The organism is Mycobacterium paraffinicum (assembly GCF_025822865.1).
Classification (GTDB): domain Bacteria; phylum Actinomycetota; class Actinomycetes; order Mycobacteriales; family Mycobacteriaceae; genus Mycobacterium; species Mycobacterium paraffinicum.
The window spans coordinates 122391-138272 of sequence record NZ_JACKUR010000012.1; the positions used below are offsets into that span (position 1 = coordinate 122391).

Consider the following 15882-nt stretch of genomic DNA (forward strand, 5'->3'; position numbering starts at 1 on the left):
CGACAGCAGCCGCACCCCGGCTTTTATTCCTAGGAGCCCAGCGGGACCGCCGCCTCGGCGGTGTAGCACAGGAATGTCAGCGTCTCCTGCAGATACAGCTGCACGGTGTCCGCATCATGGCTCGTGTAGCCGATCGACACGTCCGTCCCGAGCTGCAGATCAAAGTCACCGCCGCGGGTGGTCAGCACGAAGGCACCGTCGATGGCCGGCGCCCAGATGATGTCTCCCGGAACCAGCCGGTCGATGTGCTCGAGGATCGGATATCCGTGTTCGGTGGTCTCGCTGACCTTCGTATAGACGTCGGCGGACAACAACACCGAGTAGGGGCCGTCGACCCCGGCCAGCCGCAATTCGGAGATCGCCTGCGTGATGACATCGGGAATTTCGCGGGGATCGGTCGGCAAGGTCAACGGCTTGTTCGAGCTGGCGGAACGGATGCCCTCGATCGATGCGGCGGCGTAGCCCTCGAAGATCGCCCTGTCTTCCACGAACGCCAACTTCTTGGCGGCCTCCTTGACCGGGTCCCAGTCGGAGTCCTGCGCGCCACGCTCGACATTGTCGATCTCGTAACGCGAGAGGGTGAACGGAACCCGTAGCCGGACAAGGGGTTTGCTCGCCCGCAGGTGAGCCTCCACGCCGTCGGACGGTGCCGCCACGTCGATCAATCGGCCGGTGCCGACCGCCGCGGTGACCGGACCGCCGGGGCCGCTGACGTCGACGACCCGGCGCCCGGCGACATGGCGTTTGAATGTCCGGGTCGCCTCCGTCTCGATTTCGTCCCAAGCGGCTTCGGTGACCGGTGCCAGGTCGCGGTAGAGGTTGTTCATGAAGGGGTTCCTTTCAGGCTGCCGATCGAAAGTGAGCCGTCTTGTGCAACAGACGTTTCCGCCACCGGCGCTGCGGGCAGTGGCGGTGGATCATCGAGGAAGTCCACAGTGGGGGAGAAGAACAAGCCACCGGTGACCGCGGTGGAGAACTCGAGGATGTGGTCGGTGTTTCCGGGTGGATCCCCGAGAAACATGTTGCGCAGCATCTGTTCGGTGACCCGCGGCGTGCGGGAATAGCCGATGAAGTAGGTGCCGTACTCGCCCTTGCCGAGCTCGCCGAACGGCATGTTGTGCCGCACGATCTTCAGCTCGGTGCCGTCGTCGTCGGTGATGACGTTGAGGGCGATGTGGGCGTTGGCCGGCTTTTGGTCGTCGTCGAGTTCGAGGTTCTCCAGTTTGGTCCGGCCGATCACCAACTCCTGCTCGCTGACCGACAGCGCGTTCCACGATGACATTTCGTGCAGATACTTCTGCACGTGTACGTAGCACGAGCCCTCGAATTCGGGATCCTCGGCGCCGATGGCGGTGGCGCTGACGGCCAACGGGCCGTCGGGGTTTTCGGTGCCGTCGACGAAGCCCAACAGGTCGCGGTTGTCGAAGTAGCGGAATCCGTGCACCTCGTCGACGACGGTGACGGCACCGGCCATTGACCTCAGAATGCGGTCGGCCAATTCGAAACACACGTCCAAGCTCTCGGCCCGGATGTGGAACAGCAGGTCCCCGGGCGTGGCCGGTGCGGTGTGCCGTGGGCCCTCCAGTTCGACGAACGGGTGCAACTCGGCGGGACGCGGACCGGAGAACAAGCGATCCCAGGCTCGCGAGCCGATGGAGGTGATGGCGGACAACCGTTTCGGCGGCTCGCGGAAGCCGATCGCGCGCACCAGTCCGGAAATATCGGGCAGCGCGTCGTGCACTGTCGCTTCTCCGCCGCCGTCGATGGTCACTACCAGGAAGACCGCCGCAGGCGTCAATGGCTCGAGGATCGGCTGTGGCTGGACGGGAGGCACATGGGCGACCCTAGCGTGGCGACGGCGAGCGCAGGAAGTGCGCGGTTGGGGGTCCCCCCGCTTGCGGGGGAGAGCCGCGCAATCGGACCTAGCGTGAACTCCGTTGCGGTCGACAGCCATGATGTTGGACATGTCGGCCAGCGCCGCAGGCCTCTGCGATTTCATCGACGCTTCTCCGTCGCCGTTTCACGTTTGTGCCACGGTGGCGGCGCGGCTGACTGCCGCCGGATACACCGAACTGAGCGAGGCCCAACGCTGGCCGGACGAACCGGGTCGCTACTTCACCGTGCGGGCCGGCTCGCTGGTCGCCTGGAATTCCGACGGGCCCGACGGCCCGTTCCGGATCGTCGGCGCACACACCGACAGCCCTAACCTGCGGGTCAAGCAGCATCCGGATCGGCTGGTCGCGGGTTGGCGCGTCGTGGCGCTGGAGCCGTACGGCGGAGCGTGGCTTAACTCCTGGCTGGACCGCGACCTGGGCATCAGCGGACGGTTATCGGTGCACTCGAATCAAGGCCCGGGGATCGAGCACCGGCTGGTCCGGATAGACGAGCCGATCCTTCGGGTGCCGCAGCTGGCCATTCACCTGGCCGAGGACCGCAAATCACTGACGCTGGACCCCCAGCGGCACGTCAACGCGGTCTGGGGCGCCGGCGCCGAAACCAGATCGTTCGTTGACTTCGTCGCGGAACGCGCCGGGGTTGCGCCGGCCGCCGTGCTGGCGGCCGACCTGATGACCCACGACCTCACCGGATCGATTGTGCTCGGCGCCGACGGCGACCTGCTCAGCGCTCCCCGGCTGGACAACCAGGCCAGCTGTTATGCGGGGATGGAGGCTCTGCTGGCTGCCGAGCCGCGGGGCGTCCTGCCTGTGCTGGTGCTTTTCGACCACGAGGAAGTCGGTTCGTCTTCTGATCACGGTGCGCAGTCCAACCTGTTGAGCACCGTCCTCGAGCGGATCGTGCTCGCCGCCGGCGGCACCCGGGAGGATTTCCTGCGTCGGCTGCCCGAGTCATTGCTGGCCTCGGCGGACATGGCGCACGCCACCCACCCCAACTATCCGGAGCGGCACGAACCCGGCCATCTCATCGAGGTGAACGCCGGGCCGGTGCTCAAGGTGCACCCGAACCTGCGTTATGCCACCGACGGGCGCACGGCCGCCCCCTTCGCACTGGCCTGTCAGCAGGCCGGGGTCGCCCTGCAGCGTTACGAGCACCGCGCCGACCTGCCCTGTGGGTCGACGATCGGGCCGCTGGCCTCGGCCCGGACCGGCATCCCCACCGTCGACATCGGCGCCGCACAGCTGGCGATGCACTCCGCGCGCGAGTTGATGGGCGCCCACGACATAGGCACCTACTCGGCGGCGATGCGCGCGTTCCTTTCGCCTGACTCATTCTGAGGTTCCTCAGGCCTAAACGGCAGCGGCGTGGGCGGTCAGGGTCAGTGCGAAGGTCGCGGCGTTGAGCGTGAGCAGGAACCCGGCGAAGACGAACTGACCGGAAATATCGTTGGCGAGTACGTGGGTGTACATCGCGCAGACGAAGAAGATGGTTAGCCCGGCCGCGGCCGCGATACCGATTGCCGGAACCCACAGTCCGACCACAAGCCCAAGTGCGCCCAAGGTTTTCAGGGTGCCGATGGGAAATCTCAGCCAGGACAGCGGAACCCCGGCCCGTCTCATGGGCGGAATGATGGGCGCGAAATGGAGCAGCGCGCTCACCCCCGAAAATCCGTCGAGGGCAACGGCAATTATTGTCACGACCAGGTACGCGGTGTGCATGTTGGTGGCTTTCGGGGATCGTCGACCGATAGCGGAATGGTCCGGCGTCAGCTCGCCGGAATGGGGTCTAGCCGGAACACGGCGATCCGGCCGGCCAGCGCCTCGACCTCTTCGGGATGGCCGTGGCGCACCAGGCCCGAGCGCTTCAAGAAGCCAACACCGACCGGCACTTCGTTCGGGTATTCCCGCAACACCGGGCGAGCTTGCTCGGCGTTCAGCTCAGTTATCCTGATGCGCCGCACCTTTCGGCCCTTGCGCAGCGTCCCGGCGCCGGCGGCGCGCGCATTGCGTGCCCAATCGGCACCGGGGAATCCGGCCACGGCAAAAAGCTGTCCGTCCAGCCTGAAGGGTGTCATCGGCGTGCTGCGTGGCTTCCCGGATTTGCGGCCCGGCACCGTCAAAACCATGGGCGGTCCCGTCGGTACGCCGAGCTTTTGCATCGCGATCATGAACTTGTTCATCGGCTTCAGCCACCGGGGCGGCGTCGGGTTCGACATCACTTCTCCTTGGGTCTTTTCCGTTGCGGTGAGCGTGGAATCGGCTGTGACGGGGTACCGCCGAGGCGGTAACCGGCGCCCACTCGCAGCTCGTAATTCAAGGACGGATCGGTGGCGCAGAAAGTTACAACTGCGTCCGTAACTTTTCGCAGCGCCGTCTCGTCGTCATTCCTGAGCACGGATGTCCGACGCCCCGAAGGAGAACCATGACTGGCGCCAAGCTGTACGCAAGCTGGCGGTTTCGTGACGCAAGCCAAATCCGGCGGAAGAACAGCATCGACGAAGCCCTAGGCGGAGCGAGTGTGCCGCAATGACATCGGATAACTGGCAGGGCCGACGCTGGCCCCGGGTAGTCGCCCGGGCTACCACCGCCACGTTGGCGATCCTGGCGGTGGCTCAGGCCGCATTCGCCGGCAGCTTCCTGGGCGGGCAGTACAACGCACTGATGCTGCACTCGGTCGGCGCCAGAGTGACCACGGTGCTCTCCGTCGTGCAGGTGGTTGCGCTCGTGATCGTCAGCAGGACAGGCGGGCCGCGGTGGCCGATAGCGGTCGGTACGCTCGTGACAGTTCTCTTCGTGGCCGAGTTCGCCTCGGGCGAATTGCGGCTGACGGGCCTGCACGTTCCGCTCGGGGTTCTGCTGATTGCCGGAATCCTGCAGCTGACCGCGTCGGTTTGGCGCCTGCCGCTGACCGCACACCCTCCCGCGGAGCAGCAGGATGTGACTCGGTGAATCGGCGCAGCGCGTTACGGTTGGGCGCCGCCGCGGCAGGGATCGGCGTCGTGGGCGCCGGCTGGCCGATGTCGCACGCACTGCTGGGCTCCGCCGAGTCGGGACGGCTGATTCGCAGCGAGACCAAACTGCCGGCCCGCTACCAAGTCCCGCTGCCGATCCCGGAACAATTGACGCCAGTGAGCACCGATGCTCACACCGACTACTACGAGATCACGCAACAGGTCACGCAGTTGCGTATCCTGCCCGAGACAACCACTGCGGCATGGACTTACAACACGAGCTTCCCGGGCCCCACGATCGCGTCACGGTCCGGCCGACGCACCGTCGTGCGGCACCGCAACGCTCTGCCGGTGCCGGTGGTGGTACATCTACATGGCGGGCACACCCCGCCGGACCACGATGGGTACCCGACCGATTTCATCCTGCCGCAGGCCGGTCAACCCGCCGCTATGGACATGGCACGCAATAGCGTTGTCGGACAACGTGAATACGTTTATCCGATGGATCAGCGGGCCGCCACGTTGTGGTACCACGATCACCGCATGGGCTACACCGGTGCCGCGGTGTGGCGCGGGCTAGCCGGATTTCACCTGGTCCACGACGACGAGGAAGACGCGTTGCCGCTGCCTCGCGGCTTCCGCGATATCCCACTGATGATCACCGATCGTGCGTTCGCCGCCGATGATTCGTTTCGGTACCCCGTCGCTGACTCCGGCGGGGTGACGGGTGACTACATGAACGGCGTCCTGGGTGACGTCATCCTTGTCAACGGTGCGCCATGGCCGGTGCTGCAAGCCGATCCTGCCCGCTATCGCCTGCGGCTACTCAACGCATCCAACGCCCGTCGCTACCGGCTGCAATTGGACCCGCAGCCGCCCGGAGGGTCGGCGCTGGTGCAAATCGGCAGTGATGGCGGATTGCTCGCGCGGCCGGTAAGCCATGACTTCATCGACATCGCTCCGGCCGAACGCTTCGAGGTCATGGTCGACTTCGGCCGCTACCAAAGGGGAACAAGCGTGCGCCTCCTGAACCTGTTGGTTACCGGAAGCGCCGCCGAGGTTATGCGATTCGACATCGTGGGCGCCGACCGCTCCGATGATTCGGCGATCCCCGAGCGGCTCAGCACAAGCATCCCCTTAAGCCGAGAGCAAGTGGTGGGCACTCGGACCTTCCTCTTCCGCCTAGGCAGAAGAGGGCTATGGACGATCAACGACCTGCCGTATCAACCGGGTCGGCCGCTGGCGCGTCCGAGGATCGGCACGACGGAAGTCTGGCGGTTCATCACCGAGTTCCACCATCCCGTTCATGTGCACCTGAACTCCTTCCAAGTGCTGTCCCGCAACAACCGCGCACCCGGACGTTTCGACGTGGGCTGGAAAGACACCGTGGACGTCCGCCCGGCCGGGGCGGTGGAAGTCCTCACCCGATTCACCGACTACGCCGGCTCGTACCTTCTGCATTGCCACAACCTCGAGCACGAGGACATGGCCATGATGGCCGACTTCCTGACCATCGCTTAACCGCCGGGTCACCTCGGCGATGCGTGCAGTCCTTCCACCCGAGTCATTCCGAGGCCTAAGGTCTGGCGGTATGGCGCTCAACGTGGAGATGATCACTTTCGACTGCAGCGACCCCGCGATGCTGGCCGGATGGTGGGCCGAGCAGTTCGGGGGCACGACGCAGGAATTGCTGGCCGACGAGTTCACCGCGGTGAGCTTGTCGGAAGGACCCCGGCTCGGATTCCAGAAGGTGCCCGATCCCACGCCCGGGAAAAACCGCGTGCACCTCGATTTCGGTGCCTCCGACGTTGACGCGGAGGTCTCGCGGCTGACCGCCGCCGGGGCTACGGAGGTCGGCCGGCACACGTTCGGTGACAACTTTCGCTGGGTGGTGCTGTCCGACCCCGAGGGCAACGTCTTCTGCGTCGTCGGTCAATAGCCACGCGGCGACCCCACGGCGGTAGCGGCGCCGCCCTAGACTGTCTGGCGTGACTGTCTCCGGGACGAGCGCCCGCACCCAGGCGACCGACACCGTCGAGCACGCCGCTGCCAGCCCCGACCAGCCGCAGCCGTTCGCCGAGCTGGGCCTCAAAGAGGACGAGTACGAGCGGATCCGCGAGATCCTGGGCCGCAGACCCACCGACACCGAGCTGGCGATGTACTCGGTGATGTGGAGCGAGCACTGCTCGTACAAGTCGTCGAAGGTTCATTTGCGCTACTTCGGCGAGACCACCACCGATGACATGCGCGCCGGCATGCTGGCGGGCATCGGCGAAAACGCCGGCGTGGTCGACATCGGCGACGGCTGGGCCGTCACCTTCAAAGTGGAGTCCCACAACCATCCGTCTTACGTCGAGCCCTACCAGGGCGCAGCGACCGGCGTGGGCGGCATCGTCCGCGACATCATGGCCATGGGGGCCCGGCCGGTCGCGGTGATGGACCAGCTTCGGTTCGGCGCCGCCGACGCGCCCGACACCCGCCGCGTGGTCGACGGGGTGGTCCGTGGCATCGGCGGCTACGGCAACTCGCTCGGGTTGCCCAACATCGGCGGCGAGACGGTCTTCGATGCGTGCTACGCCGGCAATCCGTTGGTGAACGCGTTGTGCGTCGGCGTGTTACGCCAGGAGGACCTGCACCTGGCGTTCGCCTCGGGCACCGGAAACAAGATCATCCTGTTCGGCGCGCGCACCGGCCTCGACGGCATCGGTGGGGTGTCGGTGCTGGCGTCGGAAACCTTCGACAGCGAAGGGTCCCGCAAGAAGCTCCCCTCGGTGCAAGTGGGCGACCCCTTCATGGAGAAGGTGCTCATCGAGTGCTGCCTCGAGCTCTATGCGGGCGGTCTGGTGATCGGCATCCAGGACCTCGGCGGGGCCGGATTGTCCTGCGCAACTTCGGAATTAGCGTCGGCCGGGGACGGCGGGATGGCGATCGAGCTCGACGCGGTCCCGTTGCGGGCCAAGGACATGACGCCCGCGGAGGTGCTCTGCAGCGAGTCGCAGGAGCGGATGTGCGCGGTGGTGGCGCCGGAGAACGTGGACGCCTTCTTGGCGGTTTGCCGCAAATGGGAGGTGCTGGCCACGGTGATCGGCGAGGTGACCGACGGCGACCGGTTGCGGATCACCTGGCGCGGCGAAACGATCGTCGACGTGCCGCCGCGCACCGTGGCGCACGAGGGCCCGGTGTACCAGCGGCCGGTCGCGCGGCCCGAATCGCAGGACGGCCTGAACGCCGACCGGTCCACCAGCCTGCCGCGGCCAACGACCGGGGAGGAACTGCGCGTGACTTTGCTTGCGCTGCTGGGCAGCCCGCACCTGTGCAGCCGCGCCTTCATCACCGAGCAGTACGACCGCTACGTGCGCGGCAACACCGTGCTGGCCGAGCACGCCGATGGCGGTGTGCTCCGCGTCGACGAAACCACCGGCCGCGGAATCGCGTTGTCGACTGACGCGTCGGGGCGCTACACGCTGCTCGACCCCTATGTCGGAGCCCAACTCGCGCTGGCGGAGGCCTACCGCAACGTCGCCGTCACCGGCGCCACCCCGGTCGCGGTGACCAACTGCCTCAATTTCGGTTCTCCGGAAGATCCCGGGGTGATGTGGCAGTTCGCTCAGGCGGTGCGGGGGCTGGCCGATGGTTGTGCGGCCCTGGGTATTCCGGTCACCGGCGGCAACGTCAGCTTCTACAACCAGACCGGGTCGGCGGCGATTCTGCCCACGCCGGTGGTCGGTGTGCTCGGTGTGCTCGACGATGTCGGCCGGCGCATCCCAACCGGTCTGGGCGGCGAACCGGGCGAGGCCCTGATGCTGCTGGGCGATACGCGCGATGAACTCGATGGCTCCATCTGGGCGCAAGTGACGGCCGATCACCTGGGTGGGCTGCCGCCCGCGGTCGACCTGGCGCGCGAAAAGTTGTTGGCCGAGGTGCTGACCGCGGCCTCCCGCGACGGGCTGGTGTCCGCGGCGCACGACCTGTCCGAGGGCGGGTTGGCGCAGGCGATCGTGGAGGCTGCCCTGGCGGGCGAAACCGGTTGCCGCATCGTGCTTCCCGAGGGTGCCGATCCGTTCGTCACGTTGTTCTCCGAGTCGGCGGGCCGGGTATTGGTGGCGCTGCCGCGCACCGAGGAGAGCCGGTTCCGGGCGATGTGTGAGGCACGGGGGCTACCCGCGGTGCGCATCGGCGTCGTCGATCAGGCCTCGGACGCGGTGGAGGTTCAGGGCCTGTTCACCGTGTCGCTCGAGGAACTGCGCGAGACGTCCGAGGCGGTGCTGCCCCGCCTCTTCGGATGAGTCCTCGCAGCGAATCCTGATGGGCCGAAACGGTTTTCGGCGGGCGGAAGCGTTTTCTTTGGCCGCCGCCCTGGTTGGTTGGAGCTTCGTCGGCCCGCGACTGCCCATGGCGTGGCGCGCCGCGGTGCAGGCCGGTGCGGCCGGCCTGCTGGTGCTGGTGACGCGTGCTCCGCTGGGTCTGTCTCCGCCGCGGCTGTGGGCGGGGCTGCGGCTTGGGTCGGCGGCCGGCGCGGCGGCGGCGAGCGTGATCGCGGCGACGACGGCCGTGCCGTTGGTGCGGGCATCGATGGCCGAGCGGGAGCCCCCCGGATCGGTGTCCGGTTGGTTGTTGCTGCGGATCCCCGTCGGGACCGTCTGGGCCGAGGAGGCGGCGTTTCGCGCCGCGCTGACCGTCGCCGCTTCCGGGGCGTGTGGCAGGTCGGGTGGAAGGCTGTTGCAAGCGGCGTGCTTTGGGCTCTCCCACGTCGCGGACGCAAGGTCGGCGGGCGACCCGGTAGTGGGAACCGTCCTGGTGACGGGCATCGCGGGCTGGGTATTCGGTTGGCTGGCAGACTGTTCCGGCAGCATCGCCGCGCCCATGTTGGTGCACCTGGCCATCAACGAGGCCGGCGCGATCGCCGCGCTGGGCGTGCGGCGTCACGGGTTGATGGTGTAGTCGCCCAGTTGCCGACCCCACACATGCTCGACGAAAAGTGGTGAGCCGATTTCGAAGTGGTTGTAGGGGGCCATGCTTGCGCCGGTGTCCATCACCAGGAACGGCGCCGGCCACAGCTGTCGGGTGATCGTCTGCCAACAGCCCGGCAGGCCGCCGGGGCCGCCCCTGGCGTTGGTCCGCGGCAGATTCTCGGGCCAGATGTACGGATTGGGCGCGCCGGCGATCGCGCCCGCGGCGTGGGCGCCCAGCGAGTAGCCGTTGTCGCCGAGGGCGTTGTGGATCTTGGGTCCGACTTCGTTGAAATTGCGGATGGTGCAAAAGATTTCCGGGCTGTACTCGTCGAGCAACTGGCTGGAACTGACCAGATCGGCGGCCCCCCGCGCCAAGTACGGTCCGCCGCGACCGAATACGTCGGCGCCCGTGCCGCCCAGTCCGGCCGCCGCCAGCAGTGCCGCGTCCAGGTCGGCTTGCTGGCGGTTGAGCGCACGCGCAGTGGTCACCGCGTGGTCGAGCGCGTCCCACAAGTCCGAGGAGGCGTTGGCATACGTGTCACCGAGCGCGGCCAGCCGCTGAAGGTCGGCGCGGATTTCGCGCATCCGGGGATTCACGTCGTCGAGGATCGTGTTGCCGTTGACCACAGACGCGCCGAACTTGTCGCCCAATCCCGTCAGGGCTTGTGCGGCCGCGCTGAGCGTCAGATTCACCTTGACCGGATCGACTTTCTCCGCGATCGAGATGAGCGTCTCGAACACGGTGTTGAATTCGGTCGTCACCGACCTCGCGTCGATCACGGTCGACGGTGTGATCGCCTGGGCCGCGGGCCGAGGCGGCGAGTTCAGCGCGACGTATTTGTTGCCGAAGACCGTGGTCGCCTTGATGGCGGCCGCCACGTTAGCCGGGATCATCCTGACGTACCGGGGGGTGATATCGAGGACCACCTTGGCGGCCGGCTTACCGTCGCGGGTGATCTCGGAAATGCTCGCCACCCGGCCGATCTGCACCCGTTGTAGGTGACCTTGGATCCTGGATCCATCACCAGTCCGGCCCGGGTGGCGACCATGGTGAGTTTCGTCATCGGCGTGAGGTCGCCACGGAACTGTAGGTACAGGAGCGACCCGGCCAAACCCATGATGATGACCGTCACGAGGCCGACGGTCTTGTACGGTGGCCCGCGCCGCAAGCGACGACGCTCCATGAGTTTGAGACCCTAGGGTATGGCCGCCCGCGAGAAGGCCGATCCGGCAAAGACCCGGCAGGCCGTGTTGGCGGTGGCGGATTGGTTGCGCGACGAATCCCTGCCGGCCCCCGACCGCGAGGGCCTGGCCGCGGCCGTCCGGCTCACTGCCCGCACTCTGGCCGCCGTGGCCCCCGGCGCCAGCGTCGAAGTGCGTATCCCGCCGTTTGTCGCGGTGCAATGCGTCGCCGGCCCGAGGCACACCCGGGGCACGCCTCCCAACGTGGTGGAGACCGATCCGCGGACGTGGCTGCTGCTGGCGACCGGGATGATGTCCTTCCAGGACGCGAGGGATGCCGGTGTGCTGAGCCTTTCCGGCGCTCGGGCGGGTGAGATCGAACACTGTCTGCCCTTGTTCGGTGTCGGCTGAATGGCAACTCTGAACTGCAGGTTTAGGGTCGGGTGCGGGAATTTTCGCCGCCCAACACGCGCTGTTAATTCGCGGTCGCGGGCGTCTGACCCGTAGACTCCGTTACGTCACCAATCGTTCCCCAGGGAGCCGCCCAATCGTGACCGTCGGAGAACCCGAGCAGGACCTGAACTCGCCTCGTGAAGAGTGTGGTGTCTTTGGGGTTTGGGCCCCGGGCGAGGACGTCGCAAAACTCACCTATTACGGCTTGTACGCCCTGCAGCATCGCGGGCAGGAAGCTGCGGGTATCGCCGTCGCCGATGGATCGCAGGTCCTCGTCTTCAAAGACTTGGGCTTGGTCAGCCAGGTGTTCGACGAGCAGACGCTCGCGGCGATGCCGGGCCATGTTGCCATCGGGCATTGCCGCTACTCCACCACGGGCGACACCACTTGGGAGAACGCGCAACCGGTGTTCCGCAACACCGCCGCCGGTACCGGCGTCGCTCTGGGGCACAACGGAAACCTGGTCAACACCGCCGAGCTCGCCGCCCGCGCCCGCGACGCGGGCCTGATCGCCCGGCGTGCCCCCGCCCCCGCCACAACGGACTCCGACATCTTGGGCGCGCTGCTGGCCCACGGCGCGGCCGATTCCACGCTGGAGCAGGCGGCCCTGGATCTGCTGCCAACCGTGCGCGGCGCGTTCTGCCTGACGTTCATGGACGAGAACACGCTGTATGCGTGCCGCGATCCGCATGGGGTGCGGCCACTTTCGCTCGGTCGGCTGGATCGCGGCTGGGTGGTGGCCTCTGAAACGGCGGCCCTCGACATCGTCGGCGCGTCGTTCGTACGCGACATCGAGCCTGGCGAGCTGCTCGCGATCGACGCCGACGGGGTGCGCTCCACGCGTTTCGCCAACCCCACGCCCAAGGGCTGCGTCTTCGAATACGTCTATCTGGCGCGTCCGGACAGCACGATCGCCGGCCGGTCCGTGCACGCCACCCGGGTGGAGATCGGTCGCCGACTGGCCCGTGAATGCGCGGTCGACGCGGACCTGGTGATCGGGGTCCCGGAGTCGGGCACCCCGGCCGCGGTGGGATACGCGCAGGAGTCCGGCATTCCGTACGGGCAGGGCCTGATGAAGAACGCCTACGTCGGGCGGACCTTCATCCAGCCGTCCCAGACCATCCGGCAGCTCGGTATCCGGTTGAAGCTCAACCCACTTCGCGAGGTCATCCGAGGCAAGCGGCTCATCGTCGTCGACGACTCGATCGTGCGGGGGAACACCCAGCGCGCGCTGCTGCGCATGCTGCGCGAGGCCGGCGCCGTCGAAGTCCACGTGCGGATCGCGTCGCCGCCGGTGAAGTGGCCCTGCTTCTACGGCATCGACTTCCCGTCGCCGGCCGAGTTGATCGCCAACGCCGTACAGGACAAAGAGGAGATACTCGAGGCGGTCCGGCATGCCATCGGCGCCGATACCCTCGGCTACATCTCGCTGCGCGGCCTGGTCGCCGCGTCCGAGCAACCCGCGTCGCGGCTCTGTACCGCCTGCTTCGACGGCAAGTATCCGATCGAACTGCCCGAGGAGACGGCTTTGGGCAAGAACGTCATCGAGCACATGCTCACCAACGCCGCCCGCGGAGCCGGTCTCGACGATCTGGCACCCGACGAAGTGCCGATCGTCCACTGACGGACGTCCGGCGCGCCGCTTCCAAGACGTTTGATAACGGCGGTCGGCGGCGCCCGGTAGCCTTTATCGCGATGACGGATCCCGGAAAAAGCCCCGGACGAAGCCCGGGCACCCACGGCATCACCTACGCGTCGGCCGGGGTGGACATTGAGGCCGGCGACCGCGCCGTTGAAATGTTCAAGCCGCTGGCGACGAAGGCCACTAGGCCCGAGGTGCGGGGCGGCCTAGGTGGGTTCGCCGGGCTGTTCGCGTTGCGCAACGATTACCGCGAACCGCTGCTGGCGGCGTCCACCGACGGTGTGGGAACCAAGCTGGCGGTCGCCCAGGCGATGGACAAGCATGACACCGTCGGCCTGGACTTGGTCGCGATGGTGGTCGACGACCTCGTGGTGTGCGGCGCCGAGCCGCTGTTCCTGCAGGACTACATCGCGGTGGGCCGGACGGTGCCCGAACGCCTCAGCGCGATCGTTGCCGGTATCGCCGAGGGGTGCGTGCGCGCCGGCTGCGCGCTGCTGGGCGGGGAAACCGCCGAGCACCCCGGCCTGATGGAACCGGACCACTACGACATCTCGGCGACCGGTATCGGCGTCGTCGAGGCCGACGACGTGTTGGGTCCCGAACGCGTCAAACCCGGCGACACCATCATCGCGATGGGCTCCTCCGGCCTGCATTCCAATGGCTACTCTTTGGCCCGCACGGTGCTGCTCGAGATCGACCGGATGAACCTGGCGGGTTATGTCGAAGAGTTCGGCCGCACGCTGGGCGAAGAGCTGCTGGAACCCACCCGGATCTACGCCAAAGACTGCCTGGCGTTGACCGCCGAAACCCATGTCCGCACGTTCTGCCATGTCACCGGCGGCGGGCTGGGCGGCAACCTGCAACGCGTCATCCCGCACGGCCTGGTTGCCGAGATCGACCGCGGGACCTGGACGCCCGCACCGGTGTTCGCCATGATCGCCCAGCGTGGCCGGGTGGCGCGGGCGGAGATGGAGAAGACGTTCAACATGGGCGTGGGCATGGTCGCCGTCGTCGCCCCCGAGGACACCGACCGGGCCCTGGCCATCTTGACCGCCCGGCACTTGGACTGCTGGGTGTTGGGAATCGTCTGTAAAGGCGGTAAAGAAGGCCCGCGGGCAAAGCTCGTCGGGCAGCACCCGAGATTCTAAAAGGCGGGAGCCGGGCTAGCGCCGTGCCGGAGCGGATGGCAGCGGCGCAGCGGCGTGAGTCTTAGCGACGCCAGTCGTCGCTGTCTGCCCAGGAGTCGCCGACGCCGTCGTCCTCCAGTTCGGTGGATTCGTCGGCACCCGTTCCTGCCAGCTCTTGCTGAAGCCGCTGGAAGTCGGTCTGCGGGGAACTGTATTTGAGTTCTCGAGCAACCTTGGTCTGCTTTGCCTTAGCCCGGCCGCGGCCCATGGGGGAACCCCCTCGCGCAATAACGGAGCGGCCTAACGTGTAGGCGGCTCCGATCTCCTGGTTTCGTTATTGTCCTGCCGACAGTTTACCGTGCCTTACGGTCGGGCGTCGGCGCCCCCTGCCGCTGTGGCGGACGTCATTCACAATTATCTCGCACCGCCCCGCAAGCGTTCAACGGCCAGCCGTCCCGCGCCGATCTGTTCCGTGCGTGGCAGCGAATCGGCGTCGATGACCGCAGCCACCGAAGCCTGCGGGCCGGTCGCCAATTCCGTGTCCGCCGGCACCCCGCGCTTGATGAGCGCCAGGGCCACCGGCCCGAGGTCCACGTGATCCACCACGGTGCCAAGGCGACCGACCGCGCGACCGCCGGCAACCACCGGGTCACCCGTCGAGGGCCGCTCGACCGAACCGTCGAGGTGCAACAGCACCAGCATCCGGGGTGGTTTACCGAGGTTGTGCACCCGGGCGACGGTCTCTTGCCCCCGGTAACAGCCCTTGTCAAGGTGGACGGCGCCCTCGCCGGGACCGCCGATCCACCCCACCTCGTGCGGAATCGTGCGCTCATCGGTGTCGACGCCCAATCGCGGGCGCAGCGCCACCACCCGGTGCGCTTCGTACGCCCAGACCCCCGCGGGTCGCAGGCCCGCCTGCACCAAACGTTTCTGCCAGCCGGCGGAGTCGCCGCGCGGGACCACCAAATCCAGTTCTATCTGGCCGGCCGCGCCGCCGGGCATCCGCCGCACAAAGCCCCCGCCGGCCACCGGGATCGCCGTCAGCTCGGCGGGCAGGGCGTCCACGCCGAGCGCGTCGAGCACCGCCCGGTCGGACAGGCGCGGGCCCAACAGCGAAAGCACCGCCATGTCGGCGGCAGCCGGAGTGACATCAGACCAGAAGACCATCTTGCGCAGGTATTCCAGCAGCGGTTCGCCGCGCCAGGGTTCGGTATCCAGGTAGGTGGTGCCGCCGAGTTCGGTTTGGACCCAGTGGTCCTCTACGCGGCCCTGACCGTCAAGGCTGAGGTTCTGCGTGCTGGCGCCCTCGGGGAGGTCGCTGACGTGCTGGGTGGAGATGCTGTGGAGCCACTTCTGGCGATCGCGACCGGTCAGGGTGAGGACTGCGCGGTTTGAGCGGTCCACCACGACTGCAGCGGTTTCGGCCGCGCGTTGTTCGCCCAGGGGGTCGCCGTAATGCCAGACGGCGCCCGCGTCGGGTCCGGCATCGGGTGCGGGGACTGCGTTCATGTGCGCCGCTCCTCCTCATCGCTACGTCCCCCGCAAGCGGGAGGTGCCCCCACTGCATCGTCGCCGGCGCGAGACACACGTCAACTCTACGGACCCCGGCGTCCCGTCCGGCGAGCGTGCGGCCACCCTCACATTCGCGGCTAGGCTTTACCTCCATGGCAGGCCGGGCGG

General features: G+C 67.4%; 15 protein-coding genes and 2 pseudogenes. 9 read left to right on the top strand and 8 right to left on the bottom strand.

Annotated elements, in window-relative coordinates:
• Positions 1–29: 29 nt before the first annotated feature.
• Both H7J89_RS02550 and H7J89_RS02555 read right to left on the bottom strand, forming a co-directional pair.
• Positions 30–827, bottom strand: coding sequence for a family 1 encapsulin nanocompartment shell protein (locus H7J89_RS02550; protein WP_264036188.1), 798 nt, complete (start codon positions 825–827; stop codon positions 30–32).
• Positions 824–1834 (bottom strand): Dyp-type peroxidase, encoded by a 1011-nt coding sequence (locus H7J89_RS02555; protein ID WP_264036190.1) that lies wholly within the window; start codon positions 1832–1834, stop codon positions 824–826. The genes H7J89_RS02550 and H7J89_RS02555 overlap by 4 nt, the downstream gene beginning before the upstream one ends.
• A gap of 130 nt (positions 1835–1964) precedes the next feature.
• Here H7J89_RS02555 and H7J89_RS02560 point away from each other — a divergent pair, with 130 nt between their 5' ends.
• A complete protein-coding gene (locus tag H7J89_RS02560; RefSeq protein ID WP_264036192.1) occupies positions 1965–3233 on the top strand; it encodes a M18 family aminopeptidase in 1269 nt (422 codons plus the stop codon).
• A gap of 12 nt (positions 3234–3245) precedes the next feature.
• Here the strand turns inward: H7J89_RS02560 and H7J89_RS02565 are convergent, their stop codons facing one another.
• Entirely contained in the window at positions 3246–3614 is a 369-nt protein-coding gene (locus H7J89_RS02565) for a DoxX family protein (RefSeq protein WP_264036194.1), read from the bottom strand.
• A gap of 47 nt (positions 3615–3661) precedes the next feature.
• A complete protein-coding gene (locus H7J89_RS02570; protein ID WP_264036196.1) occupies positions 3662–4111 on the bottom strand; it encodes a nitroreductase family deazaflavin-dependent oxidoreductase in 450 nt (149 codons plus the stop codon).
• Between the two features lie 310 nt (positions 4112–4421).
• Between H7J89_RS02570 and H7J89_RS02575 the strand changes: the two genes are divergently transcribed.
• The 5 genes from H7J89_RS02575 to H7J89_RS02595 all read left to right on the top strand — a co-directional run bounded on the left by H7J89_RS02575 (position 4422) and on the right by H7J89_RS02595 (position 9787).
• Positions 4422–4844: a hypothetical protein gene (locus H7J89_RS02575; RefSeq protein ID WP_264036197.1), complete on the top strand. Its 423-nt coding sequence runs from the start codon at positions 4422–4424 to the stop codon at positions 4842–4844.
• A complete protein-coding gene (locus H7J89_RS02580; protein ID WP_264036199.1) occupies positions 4841–6367 on the top strand; it encodes a multicopper oxidase family protein in 1527 nt (508 codons plus the stop codon). Before H7J89_RS02575 ends, H7J89_RS02580 begins: the two co-directional genes overlap by 4 nt.
• Before the next feature lie 70 nt (positions 6368–6437).
• A complete protein-coding gene (locus H7J89_RS02585; RefSeq protein ID WP_264036201.1) occupies positions 6438–6785 on the top strand; it encodes a VOC family protein in 348 nt (115 codons plus the stop codon).
• Between the two features lie 49 nt (positions 6786–6834).
• Entirely contained in the window at positions 6835–9132 is a 2298-nt protein-coding gene (purL, locus tag H7J89_RS02590) for a phosphoribosylformylglycinamidine synthase subunit PurL (protein WP_264036203.1), read from the top strand.
• A gap of 19 nt (positions 9133–9151) precedes the next feature.
• On the top strand, positions 9152–9787 hold the full coding sequence (locus H7J89_RS02595; RefSeq protein WP_264036205.1) for an Rv0804 family intramembrane glutamic endopeptidase: 636 nt from the start codon (positions 9152–9154) through the stop codon (positions 9785–9787).
• Here H7J89_RS02595 and H7J89_RS02600 read toward each other — a convergent pair.
• A pseudogene (locus tag H7J89_RS02600) lies at positions 9769–10982 on the bottom strand (MCE family protein). The gene H7J89_RS02595 and the pseudogene H7J89_RS02600 overlap by 19 nt on opposite strands.
• A gap of 19 nt (positions 10983–11001) precedes the next feature.
• Here H7J89_RS02600 and H7J89_RS02605 point away from each other — a divergent pair.
• The 3 genes from H7J89_RS02605 (at position 11002) to purM (ending at position 14223) form a co-directional block, all read left to right on the top strand.
• Positions 11002–11391: a sterol carrier family protein gene (locus tag H7J89_RS02605; RefSeq protein ID WP_264036207.1), complete on the top strand. Its 390-nt coding sequence runs from the start codon at positions 11002–11004 to the stop codon at positions 11389–11391.
• Positions 11392–11530: 139 nt separating this feature from the next.
• On the top strand, positions 11531–13057 hold the full coding sequence (purF, locus tag H7J89_RS02610; RefSeq protein ID WP_264036209.1) for an amidophosphoribosyltransferase: 1527 nt from the start codon (positions 11531–11533) through the stop codon (positions 13055–13057).
• Positions 13058–13128: 71 nt separating this feature from the next.
• A complete protein-coding gene (purM, locus tag H7J89_RS02615; RefSeq protein ID WP_264036210.1) occupies positions 13129–14223 on the top strand; it encodes a phosphoribosylformylglycinamidine cyclo-ligase in 1095 nt (364 codons plus the stop codon).
• 61 nt (positions 14224–14284) lie between these two features.
• Here purM and H7J89_RS02620 read toward each other — a convergent pair whose 3' ends face one another.
• From H7J89_RS02620 to H7J89_RS02630, 3 genes and pseudogenes are all read right to left on the bottom strand, one after another.
• Positions 14285–14470, bottom strand: coding sequence for a DUF3073 domain-containing protein (locus H7J89_RS02620; protein ID WP_264036212.1), 186 nt, complete (start codon positions 14468–14470; stop codon positions 14285–14287).
• Between the two features lie 146 nt (positions 14471–14616).
• Complete coding sequence (gene ygfZ / locus H7J89_RS02625; protein ID WP_264036214.1) at positions 14617–15711, bottom strand: CAF17-like 4Fe-4S cluster assembly/insertion protein YgfZ; 1095 nt, start codon at positions 15709–15711, stop codon at positions 14617–14619.
• Positions 15708–15782: pseudogene (locus H7J89_RS02630) on the bottom strand (16S rRNA (guanine(966)-N(2))-methyltransferase RsmD); the annotation flags it as partial. The gene ygfZ and the pseudogene H7J89_RS02630, both read right to left, overlap by 4 nt.
• Positions 15783–15882: the final 100 nt, after the last annotated feature.